We start from the raw sequence: 23,872 nt of genomic DNA, 5'->3' as shown, positions 1-23,872 counted from the left end.
CACTGTCATCACTTCCCAACTAGATTTCCACCCGGCGCGAGCGCGGTAGTGATCTCCGCGAGGTAGCGCAGGCTGTGTTCGGTGTCCCGGCGGGGCCTGTCGGCCGGGCCGGTGGGCGCCAAGGCGGTGTCCTGTTCGATGACATACCAACCGCGGTAGCCGGTTTCGTGCATGATTCGCACCAGCTCCGCGATATCGACATCGCCCTCACCCAGCGGAACATACAGCCCCCGGCGCACCGCTTGGCTGTATTCGAGCGCGCCGCCCCGGATTTCGGCGGCGAGCTCGGCGCGCACGTCCTTGAGGTGGATGTGGCCGATCCGCGCGGCGTGGCGGCGGGCCAGCCGCACCGGGTCGGCGCCGCCGATGAGCTGGTGGCCGGTGTCCAGGCAGAGGTCCAGATCGGAATCGGCCAGGAAGCGCTCGATCTCGGCCTCGGTTTCGATCTGAGTGCCGGCATGGGGATGCAGCACGGTGCGCAGGCCGTGCCCGGCGGCGATGTCGCGGGCCACCGCGGCGGTTTCGATCAGCGTCTGCCACTCGTTGTCGGTGAGCGGCGGCCGGGTGTCGTACCCCTCGAGCCCGGTGGCGGCCGCGAGGACCAGCACCTCGGCTCCGGTGGCGGCGAACAGCGCGGCCGTGCGCCGGACGGTGGCGATGGCGTGTTGCGGGTGCCGGTGCAGCGGCACGGCGAGAAAGCCGCCGAGCGCGCGCAGCTCGAACTCGGCCAGGAGCGTGCGCAGCTCGGCCGGGTCGGTGGGGAGGTAGCCGGGCGGGCCGAGTTCGGTCGCGGTGAGGCCGAGCCCGGCCATCTCCGCGAGCACGGTGCGGGCGTCCAGCACGTGGCCCCAGCCGGGCACCTCGCAGACACCCCAGGAGATCGGTGCGCCCGCGATACGCGGCGGGCGGAACGGTTCGGCCATCAGGACTCTCCGACCTGTGCACGAGCGCTCGCGGATTGGAGCGCTCCAACTATGTAACGCAGGCCACAGTGTGTCAAGGGTTGTCCGTTCGGGCCGGAAAGTCGGGCTACCTCGGAAGATGTTGCCGTCCAGGACAAGCGACCGCGAGCCCACATTCTGTTAGAACGCTCTATTGCCGAGCGGGAACAGAGCTTGTAACGTGCGAGCGGCACGATCACCAGGGCGTGCGGACCGGAGGCGAGATGGCGCGACCGACCATGGAGGACGTCGCCGCCCGCGCCGGTGTCTCCCGCGCCCTGGTCTCACTCGTCATGCGCGATTCACCCAAGGTGAGCGAGCATCGCCGCCGGGCCGTGCTGGCGGCCGCGAAAGACCTCGGCTACCAACCCGACATCATGGCGCGCTCGCTGGCCAGCCGGACCTCCAATATCGTCGGCGTGCTCGTCTCCGACCTGCGCAACGCCTTCTTCGCCGACGTAGTCGAGGGCATGGACACCGCGGCCCAGGAGCTGGGCTTCGAACTGATCCTCAATACCGGCCGCCGCAGCGCCGCCCGCGAGCGCACCGCCCTGGAAAGCCTGCTCGCCTTCCGGCCGGGCGGCATCATCCTGCTCTCCCCCGTGCTGCCCGCGGCCGCGATCCGGCAGGCCGCCCAGCAGGGCCCGGTCGTGCTGGTCTCGCGCGGCTCGACCGTCCCCGAGGTCGATACCGTCAACGACGACGGCGAGGCCGGGTCGGCCCTGGCCGTCGATCACCTGGTGGCCCTGGGCCACCGCCGCATCGTGCACCTGGACGGCGGCGCGGCCTTCTCCTCGGCCGCCCGCCGCCGCGGCTACAACACCGCCATGCGGCGCCACGGCCTGGAACCGATGGTCGTGCCGAGCGAGCACACCGATTCGGCCGGCCTCGCCGCCGTCCAGCAGCTGCGGAATCTGTTCTCCCCCGGCGATTTCCCCACGGCCCTGGTCTGCGGCAACGACTTCAACGCCGTCGGCGCCATGTCCGGGCTGGAGGAAGCCGGGCTGCGCGTGCCCGAGGACGTCTCGATCATCGGCTACGACAACACCTCCTTGGCCGCGCTCCGGCACATCTCGCTCACCACCATCGATCAACCGCGCATCCGGATGGGCCACCTCGCGCTGGGCGCCCTCGCCGAACGGCTCCGCGACGGGCGCACCGCCCCGGTCCGTCGCCGGGTCGAACCGTCCCTCGTCGTCCGCGCCACCACCGCGGCCATCACCTGAGCCGCGCTCGCAACCAAGGAGATTCGATGACCACGACCGACCTCCGCATCGGCCTCGCCGGCACCGGCCGCATCGGGGCTGCGCACGCCGAAACCCTCACCACCCTGCCCGGCGTCGGCTCGGTCGTCGTCGCCGACGCCGATGCCGGCCGGGCCCGGTCCACTGCGGCCAAGCTCGGCGTCGAGTTCGCGCCCGACGTCGAAACCCTGCTCGCCGCCGGGCTTTCCGGCCTGGTCATCGCCACGGCCACCGACTCGCATCCCGAACTCATCACCCGTGCGGTCGATCTCGGCATCCCGGTCTTCTGCGAGAAGCCGGTCGCCGCCGATATCGGCGGCACCCTCGCGGTGCTCGACCATCTCGAAAACTCCGACGTGCCCGTGCAGATCGGCTTCCAGCGCCGCTTCGACGCCGGCTATCGCGCCGCCCGGGCGGCCATCACCTCCGGCGAACTCGGCTGGCTGCACACCCTGCGCGCCACCACGCTCGACCCCGCTCCGCCGCCCGCGGAGTACATCGCCCGCTCCGGTGGTCTGTTCCGGGACTGCGGTGTGCACGATTTCGACATCATCCGCTGGGTCACCGGGCGCGAAGTGGTCGAGGTGTATGCCACCGGCGGTAACCGCGGCGACGAATTCTTCGGCACCGCGGGCGATGTCGACACCGCCGCCGTCTTCCTGACCCTCGACGACGGCGCACTGGCGACGGTGTCGCTGTCGCGCTACAACGGGGCCGGGTACGACGTTCGCCTGGAGGCGCTCGGCTCGCGCGGCAACGCCATCGTCGGCCTGGACGACCGCGCCCCGCTGCGCTCGGTCGAACCCGGTTGCCTCCCTTCGGCTTCGCCCGCCTACCCGAACTTCATGGAGCGCTTCCACCTGGCCTATACCGCCGAGCTCACCGCCTTCCTCGAGGTTGCCGCCGGGACGATCCCCAGCCCGTGCGGCCCCGCCGACGCTCTGGAAGCGTTCTACATCGCCGAGGCCTGTGAGCTGTCCCGCCGGGAAAGCCGGCCGGTTGCCCAGCACGAGGTGCGGCACCGAACTTATTAGCATCGGAGCTGTGATCACGGTTGCCACCTGGAATGTCCTGCATCGCGTCCACGCCGAGAACTGGCGCGGCGAGGAGCGGTGGCCGGAGGAGGCCGAACGTATCGCCGGCGTCACGGCGCTGGTGGCGGCGCGGGCCGAGACCGTGATCGCGCTGCAAGAGGTCAGCGGGGATCAGCTGGCCTCGCTGCGGGAAGCGTTGCCCGAGCGGGATATTCACATGCTGCGGTATCCGCGCATTCCGCGGCTGCGACGCGGTGTCGCCGAACTCGACGACATCGCCGAGCATCTCGTTCTCGTGGTGGACCGGCCGAGTCGACTGCTGAGCGCCGAGGCATTCGCCAACGATCCCGGCAACGGCGCCCTCGCCGTGCAGGTCGGCGGGTTGCTGGTGATCGCCACCCACGTCACCGGCGACCGACGTCGCACCGAGCAGTTCGCCCAGCTCGCCAAGCTTGCCGACAGCTCGCCGGTGGTTCTGCTCGGTGATTTCAACGCTGATCGCGAGACCGTCCTACGCGGGCTCGGCGAGGGGTTCACCGGTGCCGAACTGCCGGCCGGGTCGCCGCCTACCCGGCCCCGGCTGTCCGGTAGCAAGTCCCAGGTCATCGATCACGTCATCGTGCGAGGGGCCAGCCCCTCGGCCGCCACCGTCGTTCCCACCCCCGGCCTCTCGGACCACAACCTCATACACGCGGCGCTCACTCTCTGACTGGGACATGCGCGTGCGGAAGATCGAGTAGGGGCCACACCCATGTCCCACCTTCATACCGACCGCTCCGGTGGGGGCGAGATGTCGTAGGGCGGTGGGACACTGGTGGTAGACCGCGTGCCCGCGCCGGTCGGTTCGAATTACCTTGGGGGGGTTCTCATGTCGCATGTCCTGCCTACCGCTTTATCGATCGCGTGTATCGCCGCCGCGTTGCTGGCTTCGGCGGTCAGCGATGCTCGAGCGGGCCGCGCTACCCGCGCGGCCGAGTCCTGTTTCATCAACGGCGATCTACCCACCGACGCCTACTTCACCAACCAGACCCGCTCCGCCCGCTACCAGCGCCTCGCCCTGCGCCTGCTGGCCGCGGGCGTCGTTCTCATGCTGGTCGGTGTCGCGGTATCCGGCTGGGCCACTTGGATTTACACCCACAGCGCGCACTGAACCGGAAATTCGGGTGCGGCGCACCGGGCCGCGGCTCTAGCGTGGCCTGGTGCGGAAGACACCCCAGGAGAAGAAGCGGCTCAGTTACGCCAAGGATCGTCGCAACACCTACGGCGAGAACGACAAGGCCTCGCGCAAGAACATCCCGCGTAGTCGCGCGCGCGTGCACCGGGCCAACCGGCACTTCGACGCGCAGGCACTGGGTGGGTCGACCGGCGCCGTCGATCCGGATCTCGCCGACCGCGTGGAGCAGCGGGTGCTCAATCAGCGCCGGCGGGCATTTCGAAAGAGTCCCGATACGCCGCTGGGCGAGTATTTGGCCGAACGTGCTGCCTGGGCCGAAGCAGTTCGCCCTCCCGCAGCGCGCCGCGTGCGATCGGCTACGGAGGTGCGGCCGTGACGAACTCACCGGCACTGCCCGACGGCTACGAATTGTCGACCGAGGCCGGGCGGCTCGATGCCGGGCGCGTGCATCACTGGCTGTCCACGGACGCGTACTGGGCAATGGGCCGTAGTCGGGAGAAGCAGGATGCGGCGGTCGCCGGGTCGCTCAATTTCGGTGTGTACGACGCTGTTTCCGGGGAGCAGGTCGGGTACGCGCGCGTGGTCACCGATTTCGCGTCCTTCGCCTGGCTGTGCGATGTGTACATTGATCGGTCGGTCCGCGGCAAAGCGCTGGGCACGACGCTGGTCGGTCTGGTCTGCGACCACCTGGACGCGTTCGGTGTCAAACGAATCCTGCTCGCGACCGGTGACGCGCACGGCGTGTACAAGAAGCTCGGGTTCACCGAACTGGAGCGGCCCGGGGAATGGATGATCCGGCGCTTCGAGTGATCAGCTGGGCAGCAGGCGCGAGACGACCTCGGCGAGCTGCTTCACGTTGCGGCATTCGTGCATGGTGACCAGCTCCGCGTAGCGATCGGCGGCGGAGTCGCCGGTGGACCAGGAGCGGGACTGCTCCGGGTTGAGCCAGTACACGTGCTTGGCCCGATCGCACATCTGTTGCAGGGCGGCCAGATTCGGGTCGGTGCGATTGGTACGGGCGTCGCCGAGGATGAGCAGCGAGGTGCGCGGGCCGAGCGCGTCGAGGTAGTGGTCGGCGAAGCCCTGGAGGGCGTCACCGTAGTTGCTGCTGCCGAAGCGGGCGACCCGGGATTCGCGCAGGATCCGGCTGGACAGCCCCGGCTCGGGCGGTTCGCCGGGCGTGAAGAAGCCGGTGATCTCGTCGCAGGTGTCGACGAAACCGAAGCTGCGGACCCGGCTGAACTGATCCTGTAGGGCTTGGACCAGTTGCAGGGTGAATTCGGCGAAGCCGGTGACCGAGCCGGAGAGATCGGCGAAGACGACGAGATCGGGTCGGCCGTGCTTGCGGGCGCGCAGCACCGGGTCCACCGGCACGCCGCCGGTCGCCATGGAACGGCGCATCGTGCGGCGCATATCGATCTGCCCGCGCACGGCCTTCTTGCGGCGGGCCGCCAACCGGGTGGCGAGCTTGCGCGCCAAAGGACTGACCAGGCGGCGCATTTCGGCGAGGTCCTGCTCGCGGGCGCCGAGGAAATCGATCTGATCGGTGGCGGCTTCGATACCGCGGCGGGCGATGTACTCGGTGCCGCGCAGTTCGGCCGATCGCAGGCGAGCCTCGGTCTGCACCTGGGTGCGGAAGTCGGTGAGCCGACGCTGGGCTTCGATGGTGTGTACGGCCATATCGAGTTCGCCTGAGCCGCCCATGGATTCGACGATGCGGCCCTGAAGTTCCTCCGGGCGCAGGCTTTTCATCGTCAGATAGGAAGACCAGCCCACACCGGAAGCGGTGGTCACCGGACGATCGGGTTGCCCGGTACCGACACCGCCGTAACCGCCGAGCATGGTGAGCGCTTGTCGGGCCAGTTCGGTCACCGCGGCGGGATCGTCTTCGGCGAGCGCGTCGACCAGCCGATCGCGCAGTTCATCGATGGACAGATCCGTATCCCGCTGCGGCAGTTCGGAACCCAGGAAATACAGATCGAAGAGCTGATCGAAGACCGACCGCTGCCCGTTGCGTCGCAACAGCGTCGCCGCCAGCCCCGACCGCAGCCGGTTCGCATCCGCCAGCCCCAGCGCGATGATCGCCTCCGCGGCGTCGACCGTCTCACTCGGCCCCGCGTTGATCCCGTGCTCGCGCAGAATCCCGACGAAGTCCACCAGTCGATCGGTCAGCGTCCGATCGTCTCGCCCGCTCACCTCGGCGCACCACTTCGGGGCCGCACCGGAAGGTTGCAGACCAAGGCGTCGAGTTGGCCAGTCCGCCAGGCACTCCGGGCCCGCGAACTCAGCAGGGCGGTCACCGCGCGGCATCCCTATCTGCGTCCAGCAGCGCCAGCCGTTCGATCGCGGTGCGATGATCCGACTGGTACTTCAGGAGCACGCCGAGGGTCGAGCGCACCATGCCACTGGTCAGATTGCGCGCACCAAGGGTGACCAATGTTCTTGCCCAGTCCACGGTTTCGGCGATCGACGGAGCCTTACGAAGCGAGAGCTGACGCAGCGCGCCGACGACCTCGACGGCCGACGCGGCGAGAACTTCGTCCAGCTCCGGCACCTTCAGGCGCACGATCGCGCGTTCCAATTCCGCTGTCGGATAGTCGATGTGGAGGTACAGGCAGCGCCGCTTCAACGCTTCGGAGAGGTCACGGTTGGCGTTCGAGGTCAGCACGACAAACGGGGTGCGGACCGCGGTGATGGTGCCGAGTTCGGGGATGCTGATCTGGAAGTCGCCCAGCACCTCGAGCAGCAGCCCCTCGAGTTCGACATCGGCCTTGTCGAGTTCGTCGATCAGCAGGACGGTCGAATGCGGGTTGCGGATGGCGGCGAGCAGCGGGCGCTCCAGCAGGAACTCGTCGGTGAAGACGTGGTCGCGGGTGCTGTCCCAGTTCTCGAGCTCGGCCGTGATGCGCAGCAGTTGCTTGGCGTGGTTCCACTCGTAGAGCGCGCGGGCCTCGTCGATGCCTTCGTAGCACTGCAAGCGCACTAGTTCCGAGCTCGTCGCCGCCGCCACCGCCTTGGCGAGCTCGGTCTTGCCGACGCCGGCCGGCCCCTCGATCAGCAGGGGTTTACCCAGGTGCCCGGCGAGGAACACGGCGGTAGCGATATCGGTGGACGGCAGGTAGCCGGCCGCGGACAGCCGCGCGGTCACCTCGTCCACCGACGCAAAGAACTTACTCATCGGTAACCAGTGTAGAGCTGGTTCAGTACGCCTCGGACGCGGCCTGAACGCGACCGGATTCGATGGCGTCGAGCAGGGCCAGGTGATCGGCGAGGGTCTGCTCGGCGTAGGTGAGCGCGAATTCCGCGATCGCCTTGTCGAAGACCTCACCGCTGCCCAGATAGGCGGCGATCGCGCGACGATCACCGGAGCGGGCGTGCGCGCGAGCCAGCGTGGCCCCGCACAGTTCGCCGTAGGCCGCGAGCACCTGCGGCGACATTTCCTCGAGCACCACCGAGCCCTTCATATCGCGCAGCTGGCGTACGTAGAAGTAGCGATTCTCGGTGCCACAGGCCCAGCCGAGCAGGATGTCGCTGGTGGCCTGCATCAGCCGCTGCCCGTAGACGACCCGGTGCCCTTGGTGCCGGAACCGGCTCGGCTTGAGGTAGGGCGCGAGGACCGACTCCTCCGCCTGTTTGGCCTGCAAGAACAGCGGGCTGCCGGTGTGCAGGTCCTCCATCAGCAGGATGTAGCAGCGAGTCCCGACGCTACCGACCCCCACCACCTTGCGCGCCGAATCGACCAGCCGATACCGGTGCAGCAGCGGGCGGCGTTCCTCGGCGATGGTGCGCCGGTAGTCGAGATAGGCCACATCGATCGCGGCCTTCTCCGCATCGGTGGTCTCGACGACGAAGGGCTCCCGGTTGCGGATGTAAGGGACGCCGTCCGGGCCCGGCTCGGTGAGTTTGTGCAGGGCCTGCGCGCTGGTGCGGGCGCGCGCGTCGGCGATCATCTTCGCGGCGTTCTTGCGGAACTTGACCGTGTGCATCAGGTCCTCGACCATCTGCGCGTCGGTGCGCTCGTACCAGACCGTCATCGCGTCCGCGTCGGCCAGCCGGCACATCTCCTCGTGATAGCCGCGCACACCCGCGAGCGCGGCCACCTGCGCCTCGGCGTCGGTGCCGCCGTTGGCCAGGGTCGCGACCGCGATGCTGGCGACCAGGCGTTTGACGTCCCATTCGAACGGGCCGGGCAGGGTCTCGTCGAAATCGTTGACGTCGAAAATCAGCTGACGTTCCGGGGAGGCGAACAGGCCGAAATTCGACAGATGCGCGTCGCCGCAGAGCTGCACGTGCAGATCCGTGCGCGGACCGGCCGCGAGATCCGCGGCCATGATCGCCGGCGCGCCGCGAAAGAACGGGAACGGACCGGTCGACATCCGCGCGTACCGAATCGGAATCAGCTCCGGCACCCGGGTCTTGGCCTGCTTCTCCAGGATGGCGACCGGATCCTTGCGGTTCTTCGGCGGACGCCACTCGGCGTGCGCGGAACGCGGAACCTGTTTGCGCAGTGCCCTGCCGTCTTCGGCGGGGCGCTCGGCTCGAGAGATCGTCGCGCTCGTCATCCGCCCAGTCTTCCGCCGATGGACCAAGTCGGCAAGCATTCAGCAAATCCTGCGCGTCCCCGGCCCGTGGTGCTACCCCCACCTAGACCTCAGGGTGCACCCCGACCGCCCCTCATCCCCGAGAGTGAGATCTTCGATCGAATAGCTTTCCACCGATGACCTTTCAGCCCGAGTGCGGCACAGTGTCAGGTGTGCGAACTCCGCGAACGTGGATGTTCGCCCGAGAGTCGAAAGGATTTACGTTGCACACGACTAGAACGTCCAGCGCTCGCCGTACCCTGGCCCGCGTCGCCGTCGCCGGTGTCCTCACCGCGATCCCGTTGACCACCATGGCAATTCCCGCTTCAGCCACCCCCGCGGTCCCCGGCCTCACCGAGGTCCACCGCGGCGACGACTGCCGCAAGAAGCAGCCGTGGCAGGAGAACATCTGGGAAAACCGCCACGACAACCCCTGGGACAACGACCGGGACCGCTGCGAACGCCGCCGCAAGCCGCACGAGCCGCGCGACCCGTTCGACTACGGCCGCCCGCACCTGCCCGGCATCTGGTTCGGCAGCAGCTAGCACCGAATCCCGCACGGCCCGGCCCTCTTCGGGGAGCCGGGCCGTTCCCGTTTCCGGTCAGGGTCAACCCCTAGCACCCCGGCACTGCGCGATCATCCACAAGAATGAACTTTCCCTGGGAAGTACCTGGTAACAGCACTTTTCAAGATTTTCTGGGCCAGAGTTGACCTGTGCGAACGACACCCGGCACGCACACTCCGACAGGAAGGCCCACCGTGTTCTCCACCGCCAACTCCCGCCGCCCGCTCCTCCGCCTCGCCGCCGCGAGCGCCCTCGCCGCCGCCACCCTGTCCGCCGTCGCCATCCCCGCCCTGGCCGCCACCACCGCTACCCCCATCGGCGCGTTCGACAACTGCGAACCCACCGACCCCTGCTGGGACACCAGCATGAACAACCCCGCCAACCCGGCGAGCCCCCTCAACCTCGGCAACGCGGCCAATCCGCTCAACTCCCTGAGCCCGCTCAACCCCGTGAGTCCCCTCAGCCCCAGTAACCCCCTCAACCAGCCCGCGTCCTGAACACCCACGGCGTGACCCCAACCCCCTGTCGCCGAGTAGATCAGGTTGCTACCCTCGGGCGGCTCGATATACGCACAGCAGGGGGTGGGGAGATGCCTGGCGCATCCACCGGCAGGGTTTGAAATCGCGGCGCGTGTCCTATGCGCTGCCAGCGGCGGTGGCGGTGTCACTGCTTTCCGCGGGGTGCGGGACGCCGGATCGCACCGTCAGCCCGGTCGCATCCGCCACCACGACAAATGTTGCCAGCGCGGATGATCCCACCGATGTGGCGGTCTGCGTCGACGCGTCGACCTCGGTTCGAGGGCGGGTACCTATGCGACGAGAACTACGAAGTACCGCCAATGTTGGACGCTACCCGGATGGCCACGCCGAGTGCTGATATCACCGTCGACGACCGTGGCACAACTCTCGGACGACGCAGCCGATCTGGCGGCGGGTTAACTTGGCCCCACAATCGAACACTTTACGCCACTTGCCATGTGAGCCGCTCTCTGCAGGAGCACTAGGAACAGCTACGTCACCTGCCCCCGCACCAAATGAATCTTGCGCGATACTCGACCGATTACAGCATTTCGACCTAAGATGTGCCGATCGCTGACAATCGGGGAGGACCGCGACTGTGGATGGACGTGACGAGTCAACTGCAACGCCTCTAGGACTTCCAGCCGAGCCATGGCCCGAGACACCCTCGGACTTAGGTCGTTTGCTGGAATGCTATCGACGGCAGTCGGGTACCTCGTTGGATGCCGTCGTCAGCACTGGGCGTCTGCCACGAAGCTCGCTCGTTGCATTCTTTGAAGGCAACACCCTCAGGCTCCCCTCTCGAATGTTCTTCGAAGGGGTATTGGAAGGCTTGGAAATGCCTACCGAGCTTGTATTGTCATGGCAGAACGCGTACGTGATCCTTGAACAGCGATTCATCCAGCCCACACAGCAGGTGATCGTAACTGGCAATAACGCCAATGTCGAGGTGAATAGCAGCCAAACTGCACCTGGCGCTGATTCGCGGCATCTAGAACTAGGAATCCAGCGCCAAAAGTTTTATTTCCGTTTCTTACAGCAAGCACTTTCACAGGCAGAGACAACATTCAGATTCAGTGTCATTTTTACAATCGCAAGCGCACTCGTGCTCCTCGCTGGCGCGATTCTCACACTGATCCATGCCGACGATGAGTCAATTCAGTACCCGGCGATAGTTACGGGGCTGAGCGGTCTACTAATCACAACATGCGGCGGCGCATTCGCAGTACGCGCAAGTAGAGCCCGCGACCATCTCACACGTCAAGCTGACGTAATCTACGAAGATATTCAGTCAGATCACGCCATGGAGCGCGCCAATGCTTTGATAAACGACGTTAACGATATCGAATTGCGAGATCGACTTAAATCGATAACCGCGATTCAAGCGATGGGACTTAGCCCCCAGCCTATAAATTTAGAGAAACATTTACCAATAAAGAACCCTAGTGGACGACAGAAGTGAGCACTTATTTTCGAGCCTGCACCTCTAACCTCCAGGCCACCCGTTTGTGCCCGCGAGTACTGGTTGCTCGATTCCGGATGCCAGCACAAAATCGGCAGGAAGGCCGGGCGTAAGGATGTGTTTCGGCACATCTAGACGGCATGACTGCCATTTTCCGAACGCCGAGTTGTCATGCGGCAGGTTCGCGATGATCCAATCCCTGGGAATGGTGGCTATCGTGACTGGATCTAAATTAGAGTCAAGCCGCGCCACAACAAGAATCCAATCCGGATCTTGACGCATTACCCTTTCTTCGTTTCTACTGAGATAGAAGGACACCCTTCCGCGGCGCACTGTCGACTTAACCTCTAAATGCATTAGCATAGACCTGTGTGAAACAGCAATATCATACCCGAAACCATCTGACCGACTAGCAACGTGGTCTACTGCAGCTTCCGGCAATGTCTCGTTCAATAGAAATATAAGGGCAAGCTCGCCCGCATTCCCGACCCTCAACCTCTCCTCAGTGTCGACTTTTCCACAGAGCGCCGATAGACGGGCAAAAGCCGTGACATCATCGATCCCCAATTCTGCCGCTGCAATCTGCACGTCAGCAGGCAACTCCGCAGGGGAACCAATCAGCGCATCGCTGTCTGGCAGCCATGAAGCTTCGCTGTACATTAATGCTGCATCAAAGACCAATCCCGCAGCATGAGAGCCCATGCACGGATTGTCCAGAAGCCCCACCTCCCGAAGCCACGCGAATCCCGCGTCATACTGACTAGGAGTAAGGTCACTGTATTGCTCGACAGTCGAAAATACGGCTCTCAGCCGCACGTCTGCCTGAGAAGAAAGGTGCTCAAGCGATGGAAGGTGCTCAAGCCAGCGCAGGGCCGCCCGCAACACTGAGCTATGAGGAAGCGCCACGAAGATGCTCCTCCAGCGCTTTGACGTCATTCTTATCGAGTCCGCCACCGACAGATGGTTCTTCTTCTAAGTCTGCGAGCTCGCGCACAGTTGGGTCGTCCAGAATGGTGCCCATGATTGTTATCTTGTCGCCCAGGCGTTGGTCCACCACTTCATCGATCGTCCCAGCCGCGGCAAGAATTGTGATGCGAGTCTCGGTGTCGGGCGGAAGACCTAATCTGTGAATTCGATCGAGGCTTTGCAAGAATCGGCCCGCAGCGAAGTCTCGATCAACATACACAGCGTCGTGGCAGTGATGATGCAGACTTATCCCTTCACCTAACGTAGCGGGATTCGAAAGGAGGACCATACAACTAATATCATTGCGAAATCTTGCTATTTTATCTTCTCTGTCTTTCGTCCCGCCGTGCACGACAACTGGGGAAAATCTTTCAAGTATTCTCTCAAGCGTCAGCAAACTTCTAACAAAGGTCGACCAGACAAGCGTCTTCCTGCCTTGTTTGGCATTCGCTGCCACAATTGACAGAACTTCTTGGTATTTCGGAGACAATTCGTATGCAGGCAAATCGCGCATAAGATTGAATAGTGTCGAATTATGAGGAATTGGTAGAGGAGGAACTTGGTATGCCAAGGGCTCGTACCGGGTTGTCCCCACCGAGAGCAAAGCGGGGCTAGTTGCTGCCATCAGCAAATACATCACCGTTCGACCAAGCGCCTGGAAATCAGGTTCTGACTGAGCGGCTCGCGCCGAACGTTGCCCAATCAAGGCCTGATAGATCTCCTCATGCAGCGCGGGCAATGGGACAAGGCGCAGCGCTGCCCGGACTGGCGGCAACCCTAACTCCCTCTTCGTTGTCCGAACAAAGAGAGGTTTCAATACCCGGCTCGCGTGTGCGAGATCACCGCCCGCGACGGCTTGGACCACCTTCTGACGCCCGTACCCGGGCCACACGAAGCCGAAGAGATTTTCCAGATCCTTGACACCGTTGGGCGCTGGAGTTCCGGTTAGTATCAATCGATGACGAGATCGTGGCCCCAACGCCAAACACGCGGCACCATAGGTACCACCTGCACCTAGCTTCATCCGATGAGCCTCGTCGAGCACTATCATCGATGGACGGCTGGCCAGCCAACCCGCAAGCTCGTTGAGCGCACCGTCAAGTCGTTCGTAGTTGATGATTATTGCGTCAGCCGCAGAATCAGCACCTCGCGAATACAAATCCATCTGTAGCGGGTCAACTAGGCACTCCAGGTTCTCCGACTGCCAGGACTCCCGAGCCGATTTAGGGCACACGATGAGCAAACGTTCTATTCCACGAGAATTCCGTAGCGCTTGAAATACGGCTAGACCTACTCGCGTCTTTCCTGCACCAGGTACCGAAAAATTTGCGCCATGCCTAAGTGAGAGTAGTTTGACAATATCTCTGCGCTGAAACTCGGTTAGATCCCCCTTCCAATCCAAGCCGAGAAGAGTTGCGAAATAGGCTGAATCAATATTTTCTTCGTTTACAATTTCCGTATTAATAATATTGCCAATTGCCTTGGCATCCGTTGCGGTATCGCTGGCAAGTGCAGCCAGATGGGGATCCCATTCAACAGTGCGCGGGTATGGCCAATTCGCAACGGCAACGAGGTTGGTCAACAATTCATCAATATCGACTTCGACGGATGTAGTTGATCGTTGAATCGCTGTCCGGAATTTGAGTGCAAAGTTCCGCAAGTTCTCCTCATGACCCGGACTTACCCGAAATCTTGCGCGGGTGATTTCATCACCGAATAGGATCTCAAGACTGGCGCTTGCAGCATCCGTCATACCGTCTCCCGCGTGGCGTTCAGCAACCATGCAACACCGTCGCCAGGTGCGTCATAGGTACGAGCCGCAAGTTTAGCCAGACGAGTGAGACTTGCCCTCAGATCCAGCAATGCATCGTCAAATGCCTCATCATCCAGCGCGCGTTTACTTTTGGCCTCAGCGAACTCTGCAACGCACTGATTGACGTAATCAGCCGCATCGGACAGACGCTCAGGGACTGCGATCTTGCGCTTTTCGAGCTGCGCGTTAGTCCCAGCCAAACGAGCGACGTTTGTGAACACTAGACGCGCATTATTGACTGTCTTGCCTGCAGCCGCGATCTTCGCCGGCGGCAGGCTGCCACCCCCCCTTGACAACACCTTCGATTTCAGAAGGGTATCGGTCAGAGCTTGCACCACTTTGACATCCTCGTCTGCGTCGGGGAGGGCGATACCGGGCAGGCCTGGAATCTCGATGCTCGTGGATGCAACCTCGTGGAGCTTCAAATCTTCAGGCAGGCGATCCTTCAGGTATCTGTCGTAAAAATCTGTCTCCACAAGCCTCAACGTAGTCTTGGAATAGTCCATAAGAATGCCGGCAAGCCGCAATTCTTTGATCTTTTCCGCACCATCAGGATCGGTGGCAGCGAGTTTCGTGTATTCCCGGTACAGCTCACGGAGCTTCTCCTGATGCTCCTCGAAGTCCACGAGTCGCAGCTGCGCCCCATCGACGTGGCTCCGCTTAATTGTCGTTAGGATCAGATCATAGATCCATCTATCTCCGACCAACGTGGGTCGTTTAATATTAAAGTCACGCGCGACGTCTTCGGGGAGCCGCCCACTCGAAAGCTCGTCTTCGATCGCAATTAGGCGATTTATGTACGAATAGTCGCGTCGCTTATCTTTTCGAAGTTGAAGGGAAAGCTCAACTTCATTAATGTCGCGGCGCGATGTATCATCTGGAAGTACACCAACTCGAATATCCTTGATTCCTAGTTGCCGCAACGCGGCACATCGAGTATTGCCATCCACCAAAATGCCGTGGGGACTGATGATCCCCGGGTCCCGCTGGCCCGAATCGTCCAATTCGTTCATCAGCGCCTCGTAGTCCGGATCGACTTGATCCGGGTTTGAGGGCTTGCATCTCAGCAGATACGCCAGGTAGTTCTGAGCTTCGTCGCTCCACGGGTTCTCATCGAGCGTGCGATTGCGCGCGAGGTCGAGCGTTCGTTGAGCCCTAATGCGATGCGTGTCGGGATTGAGATAGAGCATGTCTACAGGCATTGAGATCACGTACAGGTGCTTCTGCTCCCCCCGCCAGTTCACCGTCACCTTGGCCCCGTTGTCTTGCTTGGCCTGCCGGAGTCTGCTGTGCACCATCAGGCCGACCTTCTCGCCTTCTGGTGGGATTCCGAACTGTCCTGCCATTGTGGGGCGCCTCCCATCGATCACCACGTTTGTTTGCCTGCAGATCATTTCACGACCGACCGACATCCGGATGGTTGTGGCCGAGATAGCGCGTCGCGCAGGCGTCCTCATCAGCCAGGGGCCCCTGGTCTGCGAACTTCCTGTATGCATGGTTCTATCTCGGCTACTACCTGAACGGAGCTCCTATGACCCTCCCCAACTGGCGCGACACAAGTGTCGGCGGCACGATGATCCGTGGCGGGCTGTGGCTCATCGACTTGGTCGGTGAAGGAAACACCTTCACGAAAGAGCAACTTCGAGAGGTCTTTCCGAAGGTCTCCCAGGCTGATCGCCGTGTCCGGGAGCTCCGCGACTACGGGTGGATCATCCACACCAACACCGACGACGGCCAGCTGGCGTCGAACGAGCAGCGGTTTGTCAAAGCGGGAGTCCCCGTGTGGGACAAGAACGCCCGGCGGCGCGCCGACCTTGCGAGGGCAGGTTCAGCAAGCAATCGACAGGAAGTCTTCAAGCAAGATGGCTACATGTGTGTCATTTGCGGTATTGGCGGCGGCGAACCGTACATCGACGACTCGAATCTGACGGCAGTTCTTGAAGTCGCTCGCCGTAAGGCACAGTTGCCTAGCGGCGAGATGAAGGTCATGTCCGTGACAGAGTGTCGGCGATGCCACGTCGGCAATCGCACGAAGGACGTGAACCTGGCCGAGGTTCTCGGCGAGATCCAAGCTCTCGACACCAACGATCATCGTCGACTGGCCCGATGGATCGACCGTGGACGCCGGGGATCCACCCCAATCGAGCGCGCGTGGATCGGATACCGTCAGCTTCCCGCAGATGCCCGAGCGCAGGTGCAAGTCCACCTGCAGTCGTAAGTCGGCTTGCAATGAGCCGTCGGCGGTCTTCGTGGATCAGCGGTTTGAGGCTAGTCGCCACTCCGGTGCGACAACTCCATACGAGAACGGGGAAGAGCGTTGACTTCGGTGGCGAAGCCGCGCTCACCCCATCGATCGAAGCTCAGCGACGACGGACTAGGCCCGAGAGTTGGCCGAACTGAATGCCACGGCTCCCGATCTTTGTCGTGAGCTTCTCGAGCATAAACGCCTCGCGCAAAAGCATCGCCAACGTCTGGCATGGGCCAGTCTGATCACTCACACGCTGGTTGGTCAGCTGTCCGGTCTGGTAGCGCTGTCAATCGTTGCGATCGTGGCTTGTCGTGCAATCGACAATGGTGCAGCGACGCAGGCGGCGACAATCGTTTGTACAGGAGCAGCAACCATAGTCGCGGTCTTCGTCACGCGCCGCGTCGTAGGCGGCAGAACAGATCGCCAAAGCGAGTCAACCGATACCACCGAGGAGCTCCCAAAGGCGTAGGCGGCAAAACAGTCACGGCCATCGCCGTCTTGCGAGCTCACCCGATCCTCGCCACGGATTCGGGGGCACCGCGGCAGCTCTCGTCGCGCCGGGCCTCCTCAGCCGAGGAACCGGCGCGACAGAGGCACAAGTATTGGAGCCGCAGGCCGCACCGTCTGAGCATTCGGCTGGAGCTGACCAACCCGTCGACCGCACGGTCTGTATGCGCAGTAGCTGCTGTCACCGAACAGCGAATTGCTGCGGCCCGCAGGCATCCCAGCTCGCAGTAGCAGGGCGGCGCAGACATAGCGACCGGCTATTTCGGAGCGTCCGCGCTCAACCGCGCCCGGATCCCATATGATCGCTCAGGTGTTCGGATGCACCCTTCAGAGCTTGAGTGACGGCGGCTACCGCGCTGTCCAAACTCTCATGCTCCCACAGGCGCACAACCTGCCAACCAGCCTCTACCAGTGCAGCATCAGCAGCGCGATCGCGTTCGACGTTCCTGCGAAGCTTCGGAGACCAGTACGATTCGTTGACCGCGGGGAGTCGGCCGTGCTCCGGGCAGACATGCCAGAAGCAACCGTCCACGAAGACCGCGACCTTACGAGCCGTGAAAACGACATCGGGCCGGACTTTCATTGCCCCAAGGTCGAGCCTGAAGTCTTTGCGGTACCGAAAACCCAACCGGTGCAGCGCTTTTCGCAATATGACTTCGGGTTTGGTATCGGTTCGGCGGATCGATCGCATGTTCCGGGAGCGCCCCTCGCTGGCGGGGGCAGGATACAAGCCCGTCCGGTGCGCTCGCTGCCGGGCGGCTTCCGATCTGTTCTCAGTCAAGTCTGTCCCAGTTCGACTCATACGGTTGCCATGCGGAAAGATACCTTGCCTGCGCATCCGCCTGTTGTCCGCGTCCAATCGAAAGGTACTAGTGTGACTGACCTTCGGGTAATCGAGATCTGCGCCGGCGCAGGCGGCCAAGCTCTGGGACTGGAACTCGCCGGCTTCGAACATGAGCTTGCGATCGAACTGGATACCAACGCCGCGAACACACTGAAACTGAATCGTCAATGGAGTGTTAAAGTCGGCGATGTTGCCGACACTGGCGCCGGCGGAGTCTGGAATCCAAAGGAATACGCAAGGGGCGAACGTGATCATCCCATAGATTTACTCGCCGGCGGAGTACCGTGCCCGCCCTTCTCAATCGCGGGAAAACAGCTAGGAGCTAACGACGAACGTGACTTGTTTGCCTGGGCGGTAGAGCAAGTTAAAGTGATTCAGCCTCGAGCGCTGATGCTGGAAAATGTCCGCGGGCTGAGTATGCCTCGCTTCGCAGGATATCGGCAGCATGTCCTCGATCAGTTGAACGACATCGGCTACTCAGCCGAATGGCGTCTCATGGAGGCGCACGAATACGGGGTGCCGCAGCTGCGACCCCGATTTGTCCTGGTTGCCATGAAGCATGAAGATTTCAGCTATTTCCATTGGCCGATTCCAACTGGTAACAAGCTCACCGTGGGACAGACTCTTGTCGATCTGATGAAGGTACGCGGCTGGGACGGCGCTGCGGCATGGGCTGAGAGGGCAGGCGGCATTGCTCCTACAGTGGTCGGCGGATCGAAGAAGCATGGTGGAGCTGATCTAGGCCCAACTCGCGCTAAGAAGGCATGGGCAGCAATGGGAGTCGATGCCTTTGGCATCCACGACCACGCCCCGCCTTACGGGCCAAAGCGGCCCATGACAGAGTACGGCCCCAAGCTGACCGTCGAGATGGTAGCTCGACTGCAGGGTTGGATATGGGCCAAGAATGAACTGCACAAGAAGCACCTTGAAGGCGGCAAGCTGTCCAACAGGGAATTGGAACAGCTTAGGCACGAGGTCGATCTCGCTGATACACCGCTGAGTTCGGAACAGAGGCGGAGGATCTGGATGTTTTCCGGCGCGAAGACTTCGCAGTACCGCCAGATCGGCAACGCATTCCCACCTCCGATGGCTGAAGCTGTAGGGCGTTCGATCGCTGCCGCGCTCAGGCGTGAGACCGCCTCTCATGATCGCGTTCTCGAATCTACACTTGACCCTATCTTCAAATACCTTCGTGAGCAGAAGGGATTTGCGGCAGTCGATGAAATCTCCGATAAAACCGGGCTTGGACTCGATGCCACTGAGATTGTCCGGCGAATCGAACTGCTTCGGCAGGATTTCGAGATACATGAAGAGGAGCATGAAACCGGTGTTCCGACCTATATGCTTGGAGAATTCCGCGCCTTCCGAGGAGAGGAGGGGCATGTTCGTCACGAGAATTTCCGAACGTACCTGTCTCGGATCAGCTGAAGAACGGCGCCCGAAACCGAGTCACCGTCAACAATACAAAATTCTTGGCGCTACGGCTCGCTGACCAAGGCGGGCATGGAAAACCGCAATGTTTGGTCGACATGCCTGACGGCTCAACAGGCTCCCACCTGCTGAGCCGTCAGACGAAAGCGAGTCAGGCCGCAGCTGCAAACCGGCCTCAAGAAGACCGGGACTGAAAGGTTTTGAGCGCACCGCAGACCAACCTCAAGCAGGTTGATGGCCTCATGTTCCCGCAACACTCGACCAAAGATTGACCGACAAGCGGCGAAGCAAGCTTGTGGACCGAGGCTTCATTACCTCACACTCTTTAGGTAACCTTCTTACATGGTTGCGGACGAACTGCCTCTGCCGGATAGCGCCGAGCTCCTGGCAACCCTAACGTCGGCTGAGGCTCGGCGTATCTACACCTTCCTGTATGCGCGGCGCTCGGATCCCCCCACAATGACCGAGATCGAGGCTCATCTCCAGGAATTGACGGGCTCTCCTCAGTCTCAGCGCGGACGCCGGGTTCGCGAACTATATCCCCATTTTCAGATAGACAAGACGAAAGAGCGGGTGCCCCGGTATGTCCTTGTCTCAAGGAGCACTCGTAACATAACCAAGTCAACGGCGATCAGCCTGCGGATCCGCGCTCAAGTCCTGGCCCCGCAGCGTTGCGCGATGTGCGGCGCAACTCCACTAGAAGACGATGTCAAACTTGTAGTGGATCACAAAGTGCCACAGAAATGGGGCGGAACCCATGAGTTGGAGAACCTCCAACCCCTCTGCACCGATTGCAATGCCGGCAAAAAAGATCATTTCGAGGCCTACGATCAGTATAGCGACCAGATCAGATCCGCCGCCATGCACGATGAGCCTCAGAAGCGGATCGGCGAGCTGTACCTGGCCTTCGGGGAGGGTGAATGGATCCCATCGGAAGTGATCGAAATTGTCGCTAGCGCCAAAGAATATCAAGATGACTGGCAGCGTCGCATGCGCGACCTGCGGTATCTTGGCTGGGATTACGCGTTCAGGAAAAAACGAGAGAGCGACAGAACCCGCACTTCGTATAAACTGACACGGTCAGCGCCGTGGCCAGAAAATATTATTGCAGCGATAAAAGCAGAGGAAGACCGGCGGGCAGAGAAGAAGAGAGACAGCTAGTTGAACAGGCGCACCCCACGGTGCTTTTTATCGGGAAGCTGGCCACTCTCAGGCGATGTAGTACGATCATGTTCATTGGGCGGTGGGCACTTAGTACGGCTAGTATAAACTTCGAAATATCGCAGGTAGCTGCAACCTAAGCGTAAGCCTCGAACAGTTAGCGCTCACATTTGGATATGAATATACCTTTGCGCAGAGGGCACGCAGTGCATCGATTTGCCCGAAACTATGCCCGACACAAGGGATTCTGTGAAGGATTTGCTGCGCAACCCCGCACTCGGCTAGACGAGACTTCGCTCTCACTGCTGCCGGAGCCTTCGCTACCGCTGCGATTTGGCGCTTTCAGCAGTACCAGCATCCGCGGCCAATGACCGCAAGTTGCTGCCGATCTACCCGCTAGCCGACGGACTGCGCTTTGCCGTGGTGGAGTCGTCAGCAAGCGGACCTGTGTATCCGAACTTCGCCTCGTGCACAGTGAGTACGAACATGACCGGGGTCGGGTCGTGCACGCTTGAGGTGACGCTGTACTGGCGGAATGTAGATACCGGGGAGAGCGGGTCTCGGACAGCGAAGGCGACCGGGCCTGGGTTCTGGATCAGTGATCCGAAGTCGTCGATCTTCCAACCGGGGTTCGGGAAGTTCGTCGGGACGGTCACGGTCAACGCATTGAGCGTGGGCTCGTCGGGCGAGGTGGAGTTCACCGTCGATCCTTATCAGGGCTGACACCGATCAGGAATCAAGAAGCGCTGGTCAGGGCTGCGGGCCTAGCGTTGAACCCATGGAACTCACACTCTCACAGACATTCATTGCCGCTGCCGACCACGATGCGGCGCTGACCTTCTATACCGAGGTGCTCGGGCTGGAGCTGCGCAACGATGTGCAGGCTCAGGGCCTGTTCTGGATCTCCGTCGGGCCGAAGTCGCAGCCGGATGTGACGATCGTGATCGAGCCGGCGGTGGGCGATCCGAACGCGTCCGAGGAGGACAAGAAGGCTGCCGCGGAACTGCTGTCGAAGGGGCTGTTGCGGGGGGTCATTTTCGGGACGGATGACGTCGATGCGACGTTCGAGCGGATCAGTGCGGCCGGTGCCGAGGTGTTGCAGGAGCCGACGGATCAGTTCTACGGGGTGCGGGACTGCGCGTTCCGGGATCCGTCCGGGAACATGATTCGGTTCAGTCAGCCGGTGAAGCAGGGCTGAGCAGAGACGATGAAGGCCTGGCACTCGGTGAGTGCCAGGCCTTTCTACGTGATGTCAGATGTAGGGGGTTGGTGAAGGGGCGCAGGGGATTTCGGTGGGGGTGCCGAAGGTGTTGAGCATCAGGGCGGCGACGGTGGGGTCGACCGAGATGGAGTTGTGGCCGGCCATGTTCACGGGGCAGACGTCCTGGAGGACGATGTTGGTCGCGTTGGGGCCCTCGCGGTAGCCGTTGGTGTAGGGGACAACTTCGGTGTCGGCGCGGGTCAGGAGGTTGGTGTATTCGACCCCGGGGGCGTAGACACCGGCGGCCTGGAGTTCGTGGATGTTGGCGGAGACGGGGAGCATGTCGACGCAGCCCTGACAGGTGTTGCCGAGGGCGGCGAAGGCCGGGTCCTGGATGCCGAGGGCGTAGACGGCGTTGACGGCCGGGTCGGCGACGTTGGTGCCGGCATAGATGGGGGCCAGGTTGAAGACCTGGTCGACGACCTCGGCGCCGCCGTCGACCAGGAGGTAGCGCGCGGCCACCAGGGTGCCCTCGGACCAGGGCAGCAGGTCGACCTTCGCGGCCCCGGTGGCGGCCAGGACGCGGGCGACGAAGTCACGTAATTCGGTGCTGGACTGGGCGATCGGGGCCAGGCCGCCGGTGCCGGCGAGGGCGCCGGACTGCCCGGGGTAGATGCCGTAGGTGACGGCGAAGACGCAGTAGCCGTTGTTGTGCAGCAGCGGGGCCATGGCGGGCCAGCCGGCGCCGTTGCCCAGGACGCCGTGGACTAGGACCACCGGTTGCGGGTGTTCCGCGGTCGGGACGCAGGACCAGTCGTTGGCACCGGGTGAGTCGAAGGGGGCCTTGGCGGTCAGTGCGCCGGTGACGAACGCCGGGACCGAATAGACGACCGGTAGTTGCTCGGGCTGTGCTGCGGCGTAGCCCGCGGGTACCAGCAGGACGGCGGCGAGGGCGAATCCGAGACGACTCCAGAACCGACGCAACTCAATCCTCCGAAGGTCGAGGCGCTCACCGTCAGTAGCCGAGAATTAGCTGTCACCCTAGCCAGCGAATTCGGCGGACCCCGCCAACGACACGAAAAGGCCCGGCACTCTTCGAGTGCCGGGCCTTTTCAGGCGTAAGAACTTACGCGGTTTCGGTGATCGGGCGATCGACCCAGCTCATCAGCCCACGCAGCTTGGCGCCGGTGACCTCGATGGGGTGCTCGGCGTTCGCCTTGCGCAGACCCTCGAGCTCCTTGTTGCCGCCCTCGACGTTGGCGACGAGGCGCTTGACGAAGGTGCCGTCCTGGATGTCCTTGAGGATGTCCTGCATGCGCTTCTTGGTGTCGCCGTCGATGACGCGCGGGCCTGACAGGTAGCCACCGAATTCGGCGGTGTCGGAGACCGAGTAGTTCATGCGGGCGATGCCGCCCTCGTACATGAGGTCGACGATGAGCTTGAGCTCGTGCAGCACCTCGAAGTAGGCCATCTCGGGGGCGTAGCCGGCCTCGACCATGACCTCGAAGCCGGTCTTGACCAGTTCCTCGGTGCCGCCGCAGAGCACGGCCTGCTCACCGAAGAGGTCGGTCTCGGTCTCTTCCTTGAAGGTGGTCTTGATGACGCCGGCGCGGGCGCCACCGATGGCCTTCGCGTAGGACAGCGCCAGGGCCTGGCCCTCGCCCTTCGGGTCCTGATCGACGGCGATCAGGGCGGGAACGCCCTTGCCGTCGACGAACTGACGACGCACCAGGTGGCCGGGGCCCTTGGGGGCGACCATGGCGACGGTGATGAACTCCGGCGCCTTGATCAGGCCGAAGTGGATGTTCAGGCCGTGGCCGAAGAACAGCGCGTCGCCGTCCTTCAGGTTGGGCTCGATGTCGTTGGTGAAGATGGAGGCCTGCGCGGTATCGGGCGCGAGCACCATGATCACGTCGGCCCAGGCCGAAACCTCGGCCGGGGTGCCGACGGTGAGACCGGCCTCTTCGGCCTTCGGGCGGGACTTGGAGCCCTCGGCGAGGCCGACGCGCACGTCGACGCCGGAGTCACGCAGGCTCAGCGAGTGCGCGTGGCCCTGGCTGCCGTAGCCGATGACAGCGACCTTGCGGCCCTGGATGATCGACAGGTCCGCATCGTCGTCGTAGAACATCTCGACTGCCACTGTGGGTATCTCCTTCTGATTTCTTCTTAGGTATTAGGTCCC

At 62.7% G+C, this 23,872-nt stretch carries 24 protein-coding genes and 2 pseudogenes; 15 read left to right on the top strand and 11 right to left on the bottom strand.

Translation table 11 applies throughout. The features are described 5' to 3' along the window. Positions 1 to 8 precede the first annotated feature (8 nt). The gene (locus AB0H76_RS04615; RefSeq protein WP_357317335.1) at positions 9 to 923 is read right to left on the bottom strand and encodes a TIM barrel protein; all 915 of its coding nucleotides are present in this window, start codon (positions 921 to 923) and stop codon (positions 9 to 11) included. A gap of 242 nt (positions 924 to 1,165) precedes the next feature. Between AB0H76_RS04615 and AB0H76_RS04610 the strand changes: the two genes are divergently transcribed. The 6 genes from AB0H76_RS04610 (at position 1,166) to AB0H76_RS04585 (ending at position 5,203) form a co-directional block, all read left to right on the top strand. Beyond that, complete coding sequence (locus AB0H76_RS04610) at positions 1,166 to 2,167, top strand: LacI family DNA-binding transcriptional regulator (RefSeq protein WP_357317332.1); 1,002 nt, start codon at positions 1,166 to 1,168, stop codon at positions 2,165 to 2,167. Between the two features lie 26 nt (positions 2,168 to 2,193). After that, complete coding sequence (locus AB0H76_RS04605; protein WP_357317330.1) at positions 2,194 to 3,219, top strand: Gfo/Idh/MocA family oxidoreductase; 1,026 nt, start codon at positions 2,194 to 2,196, stop codon at positions 3,217 to 3,219. 10 nt (positions 3,220 to 3,229) lie between these two features. Beyond that, complete coding sequence (locus AB0H76_RS04600; protein WP_357317327.1) at positions 3,230 to 3,928, top strand: endonuclease/exonuclease/phosphatase family protein; 699 nt, start codon at positions 3,230 to 3,232, stop codon at positions 3,926 to 3,928. Positions 3,929 to 4,087: 159 nt separating this feature from the next. After that, positions 4,088 to 4,369 (top strand): hypothetical protein, encoded by a 282-nt coding sequence (locus AB0H76_RS04595; RefSeq protein ID WP_357317325.1) that lies wholly within the window; start codon positions 4,088 to 4,090, stop codon positions 4,367 to 4,369. Positions 4,370 to 4,418: 49 nt separating this feature from the next. After that, a complete protein-coding gene (locus tag AB0H76_RS04590) occupies positions 4,419 to 4,769 on the top strand; it encodes a hypothetical protein (RefSeq protein ID WP_357317322.1) in 351 nt (116 codons plus the stop codon). Further along, positions 4,766 to 5,203 carry a GNAT family N-acetyltransferase gene (locus AB0H76_RS04585; protein ID WP_357317319.1) on the top strand — a complete coding sequence of 146 codons (438 nt, stop codon included), beginning with the start codon at positions 4,766 to 4,768 and terminating at the stop codon, positions 5,201 to 5,203. Before AB0H76_RS04590 ends, AB0H76_RS04585 begins: the two co-directional genes overlap by 4 nt. On the opposite strand, the gene AB0H76_RS04580 is transcribed toward AB0H76_RS04585, so the two are convergent. The 3 genes from AB0H76_RS04580 to AB0H76_RS04570 form a co-directional block, all read right to left on the bottom strand. Next, positions 5,204 to 6,589, bottom strand: a complete 1,386-nt coding sequence (locus AB0H76_RS04580; RefSeq protein ID WP_357317316.1) for a VWA domain-containing protein — start codon at positions 6,587 to 6,589, stop codon at positions 5,204 to 5,206. Positions 6,590 to 6,689: 100 nt separating this feature from the next. Continuing rightward, entirely contained in the window at positions 6,690 to 7,571 is an 882-nt protein-coding gene (locus tag AB0H76_RS04575; protein WP_357317313.1) for a MoxR family ATPase, read from the bottom strand. Between the two features lie 22 nt (positions 7,572 to 7,593). Beyond that, positions 7,594 to 8,955 carry a DUF2252 domain-containing protein gene (locus AB0H76_RS04570; protein WP_357317311.1) on the bottom strand — a complete coding sequence of 454 codons (1,362 nt, stop codon included), beginning with the start codon at positions 8,953 to 8,955 and terminating at the stop codon, positions 7,594 to 7,596. Positions 8,956 to 9,197: 242 nt separating this feature from the next. Between AB0H76_RS04570 and AB0H76_RS04565 the strand changes: the two genes are divergently transcribed. From AB0H76_RS04565 to AB0H76_RS04555, 3 genes are all read left to right on the top strand, one after another. After that, a complete protein-coding gene (locus tag AB0H76_RS04565; RefSeq protein ID WP_357317308.1) occupies positions 9,198 to 9,518 on the top strand; it encodes a hypothetical protein in 321 nt (106 codons plus the stop codon). 170 nt (positions 9,519 to 9,688) lie between these two features. Further along, the gene (locus AB0H76_RS04560; RefSeq protein ID WP_357317305.1) at positions 9,689 to 10,036 is read left to right on the top strand and encodes a hypothetical protein; all 348 of its coding nucleotides are present in this window, start codon (positions 9,689 to 9,691) and stop codon (positions 10,034 to 10,036) included. Between the two features lie 739 nt (positions 10,037 to 10,775). Continuing rightward, positions 10,776 to 11,519: a hypothetical protein gene (locus AB0H76_RS04555; protein ID WP_357317303.1), complete on the top strand. Its 744-nt coding sequence runs from the start codon at positions 10,776 to 10,778 to the stop codon at positions 11,517 to 11,519. A gap of 24 nt (positions 11,520 to 11,543) precedes the next feature. On the opposite strand, the gene AB0H76_RS04550 is transcribed toward AB0H76_RS04555, so the two are convergent. Genes AB0H76_RS04550 through AB0H76_RS04540 form a run of 3 tightly spaced genes read right to left on the bottom strand, consistent with a single transcriptional unit; the run spans position 11,544 to position 15,644 of the window. Next, positions 11,544 to 12,425, bottom strand: coding sequence for a DUF3883 domain-containing protein (locus AB0H76_RS04550; protein WP_357317300.1), 882 nt, complete (start codon positions 12,423 to 12,425; stop codon positions 11,544 to 11,546). Further along, positions 12,409 to 14,268: a DEAD/DEAH box helicase gene (locus AB0H76_RS04545; protein ID WP_357317298.1), complete on the bottom strand. Its 1,860-nt coding sequence runs from the start codon at positions 14,266 to 14,268 to the stop codon at positions 12,409 to 12,411. The genes AB0H76_RS04550 and AB0H76_RS04545 overlap by 17 nt, the downstream gene beginning before the upstream one ends. After that, entirely contained in the window at positions 14,235 to 15,644 is a 1,410-nt protein-coding gene (locus AB0H76_RS04540) for a ParB N-terminal domain-containing protein (protein WP_357317295.1), read from the bottom strand. The genes AB0H76_RS04545 and AB0H76_RS04540 overlap by 34 nt, the downstream gene beginning before the upstream one ends. 185 nt (positions 15,645 to 15,829) lie before the next feature. Here AB0H76_RS04540 and AB0H76_RS04535 point away from each other — a divergent pair, with 185 nt between their 5' ends. Both AB0H76_RS04535 and AB0H76_RS04530 read left to right on the top strand, forming a co-directional pair. Next, on the top strand, positions 15,830 to 16,516 hold the full coding sequence (locus tag AB0H76_RS04535) for a hypothetical protein (RefSeq protein WP_357317292.1): 687 nt from the start codon (positions 15,830 to 15,832) through the stop codon (positions 16,514 to 16,516). A gap of 169 nt (positions 16,517 to 16,685) precedes the next feature. Next, a complete protein-coding gene (locus tag AB0H76_RS04530) occupies positions 16,686 to 17,015 on the top strand; it encodes a hypothetical protein (RefSeq protein WP_357317290.1) in 330 nt (109 codons plus the stop codon). A gap of 315 nt (positions 17,016 to 17,330) precedes the next feature. Here AB0H76_RS04530 and AB0H76_RS04525 read toward each other — a convergent pair whose 3' ends face one another. After that, on the bottom strand, positions 17,331 to 17,744 hold the full coding sequence (locus tag AB0H76_RS04525; RefSeq protein ID WP_357317287.1) for a very short patch repair endonuclease: 414 nt from the start codon (positions 17,742 to 17,744) through the stop codon (positions 17,331 to 17,333). A 120-nt stretch (positions 17,745 to 17,864) separates the two neighbouring features. On the opposite strand from AB0H76_RS04525, the pseudogene dcm reads away from it, so the two are divergent. The 3 genes and pseudogenes from dcm to AB0H76_RS04510 form a co-directional block, all read left to right on the top strand. Further along, positions 17,865 to 18,566 (top strand): annotated as a pseudogene (dcm, locus tag AB0H76_RS04520) (DNA (cytosine-5-)-methyltransferase); the annotation flags it as partial. A gap of 354 nt (positions 18,567 to 18,920) precedes the next feature. Further along, positions 18,921 to 19,022: pseudogene (locus tag AB0H76_RS04515) on the top strand (DNA cytosine methyltransferase); the annotation flags it as partial. Between the two features lie 648 nt (positions 19,023 to 19,670). Further along, a complete protein-coding gene (locus AB0H76_RS04510; protein ID WP_357317284.1) occupies positions 19,671 to 20,489 on the top strand; it encodes an HNH endonuclease in 819 nt (272 codons plus the stop codon). Positions 20,490 to 20,878: 389 nt separating this feature from the next. Here the strand turns inward: AB0H76_RS04510 and AB0H76_RS04505 are convergent, their stop codons facing one another. After that, positions 20,879 to 21,190, bottom strand: a complete 312-nt coding sequence (locus tag AB0H76_RS04505; RefSeq protein ID WP_357317281.1) for a hypothetical protein — start codon at positions 21,188 to 21,190, stop codon at positions 20,879 to 20,881. 77 nt (positions 21,191 to 21,267) lie between these two features. On the opposite strand from AB0H76_RS04505, the gene AB0H76_RS04500 reads away from it, so the two are divergent. Continuing rightward, entirely contained in the window at positions 21,268 to 21,687 is a 420-nt protein-coding gene (locus AB0H76_RS04500; protein WP_357317278.1) for a VOC family protein, read from the top strand. A gap of 54 nt (positions 21,688 to 21,741) precedes the next feature. On the opposite strand, the gene AB0H76_RS04495 is transcribed toward AB0H76_RS04500, so the two are convergent. Both AB0H76_RS04495 and ilvC read right to left on the bottom strand, forming a co-directional pair. Then, positions 21,742 to 22,674: an alpha/beta fold hydrolase gene (locus tag AB0H76_RS04495; RefSeq protein ID WP_357317275.1), complete on the bottom strand. Its 933-nt coding sequence runs from the start codon at positions 22,672 to 22,674 to the stop codon at positions 21,742 to 21,744. A gap of 142 nt (positions 22,675 to 22,816) precedes the next feature. Further along, complete coding sequence (gene ilvC, locus AB0H76_RS04490; RefSeq protein WP_357320382.1) at positions 22,817 to 23,818, bottom strand: ketol-acid reductoisomerase; 1,002 nt, start codon at positions 23,816 to 23,818, stop codon at positions 22,817 to 22,819. Between the last annotated feature and the right edge of the window lie 54 nt (positions 23,819 to 23,872).

Source organism: Nocardia sp. NPDC050712 (assembly GCF_040654295.1).
GTDB lineage: Bacteria > Actinomycetota > Actinomycetes > Mycobacteriales > Mycobacteriaceae > Nocardia.
Note: the sequence above shows the minus strand (reverse complement) of the source record. Positions and strands in the feature narration are given on the sequence as shown.

What these genes read in the sequence shown, in the direction of transcription:
- AB0H76_RS04610 (WP_357317332.1), top strand. Translation starts at nt 1,166, where the DNA reads ATGGCGCGACCGACCATGGAGGACGTCGCCGCCCGCGCCGGTGTCTCC.
- ilvC (WP_357320382.1), bottom strand. Translation starts at nt 23,818, where the DNA reads ATGTTCTACGACGACGATGCGGACCTGTCGATCATCCAGGGCCGCAAG.
- AB0H76_RS04500 (WP_357317278.1), top strand. Translation starts at nt 21,268, where the DNA reads ATGGAACTCACACTCTCACAGACATTCATTGCCGCTGCCGACCACGAT.
- AB0H76_RS04545 (WP_357317298.1), bottom strand. Translation starts at nt 14,268, where the DNA reads ATGGTTGCTGAACGCCACGCGGGAGACGGTATGACGGATGCTGCAAGC.
- AB0H76_RS04570 (WP_357317311.1), bottom strand. Translation starts at nt 8,955, where the DNA reads ATGACGAGCGCGACGATCTCTCGAGCCGAGCGCCCCGCCGAAGACGGC.
- AB0H76_RS04595 (WP_357317325.1), top strand. Translation starts at nt 4,088, where the DNA reads ATGTCGCATGTCCTGCCTACCGCTTTATCGATCGCGTGTATCGCCGCC.
- AB0H76_RS04510 (WP_357317284.1), top strand. Translation starts at nt 19,671, where the DNA reads ATGGTTGCGGACGAACTGCCTCTGCCGGATAGCGCCGAGCTCCTGGCA.
- AB0H76_RS04575 (WP_357317313.1), bottom strand. Translation starts at nt 7,571, where the DNA reads ATGAGTAAGTTCTTTGCGTCGGTGGACGAGGTGACCGCGCGGCTGTCC.
- AB0H76_RS04615 (WP_357317335.1), bottom strand. Translation starts at nt 923, where the DNA reads ATGGCCGAACCGTTCCGCCCGCCGCGTATCGCGGGCGCACCGATCTCC.
- AB0H76_RS04605 (WP_357317330.1), top strand. Translation starts at nt 2,194, where the DNA reads ATGACCACGACCGACCTCCGCATCGGCCTCGCCGGCACCGGCCGCATC.
- AB0H76_RS04535 (WP_357317292.1), top strand. Translation starts at nt 15,830, where the DNA reads ATGACCCTCCCCAACTGGCGCGACACAAGTGTCGGCGGCACGATGATC.
- AB0H76_RS04540 (WP_357317295.1), bottom strand. Translation starts at nt 15,644, where the DNA reads ATGGCAGGACAGTTCGGAATCCCACCAGAAGGCGAGAAGGTCGGCCTG.
- AB0H76_RS04525 (WP_357317287.1), bottom strand. Translation starts at nt 17,744, where the DNA reads ATGCGATCGATCCGCCGAACCGATACCAAACCCGAAGTCATATTGCGA.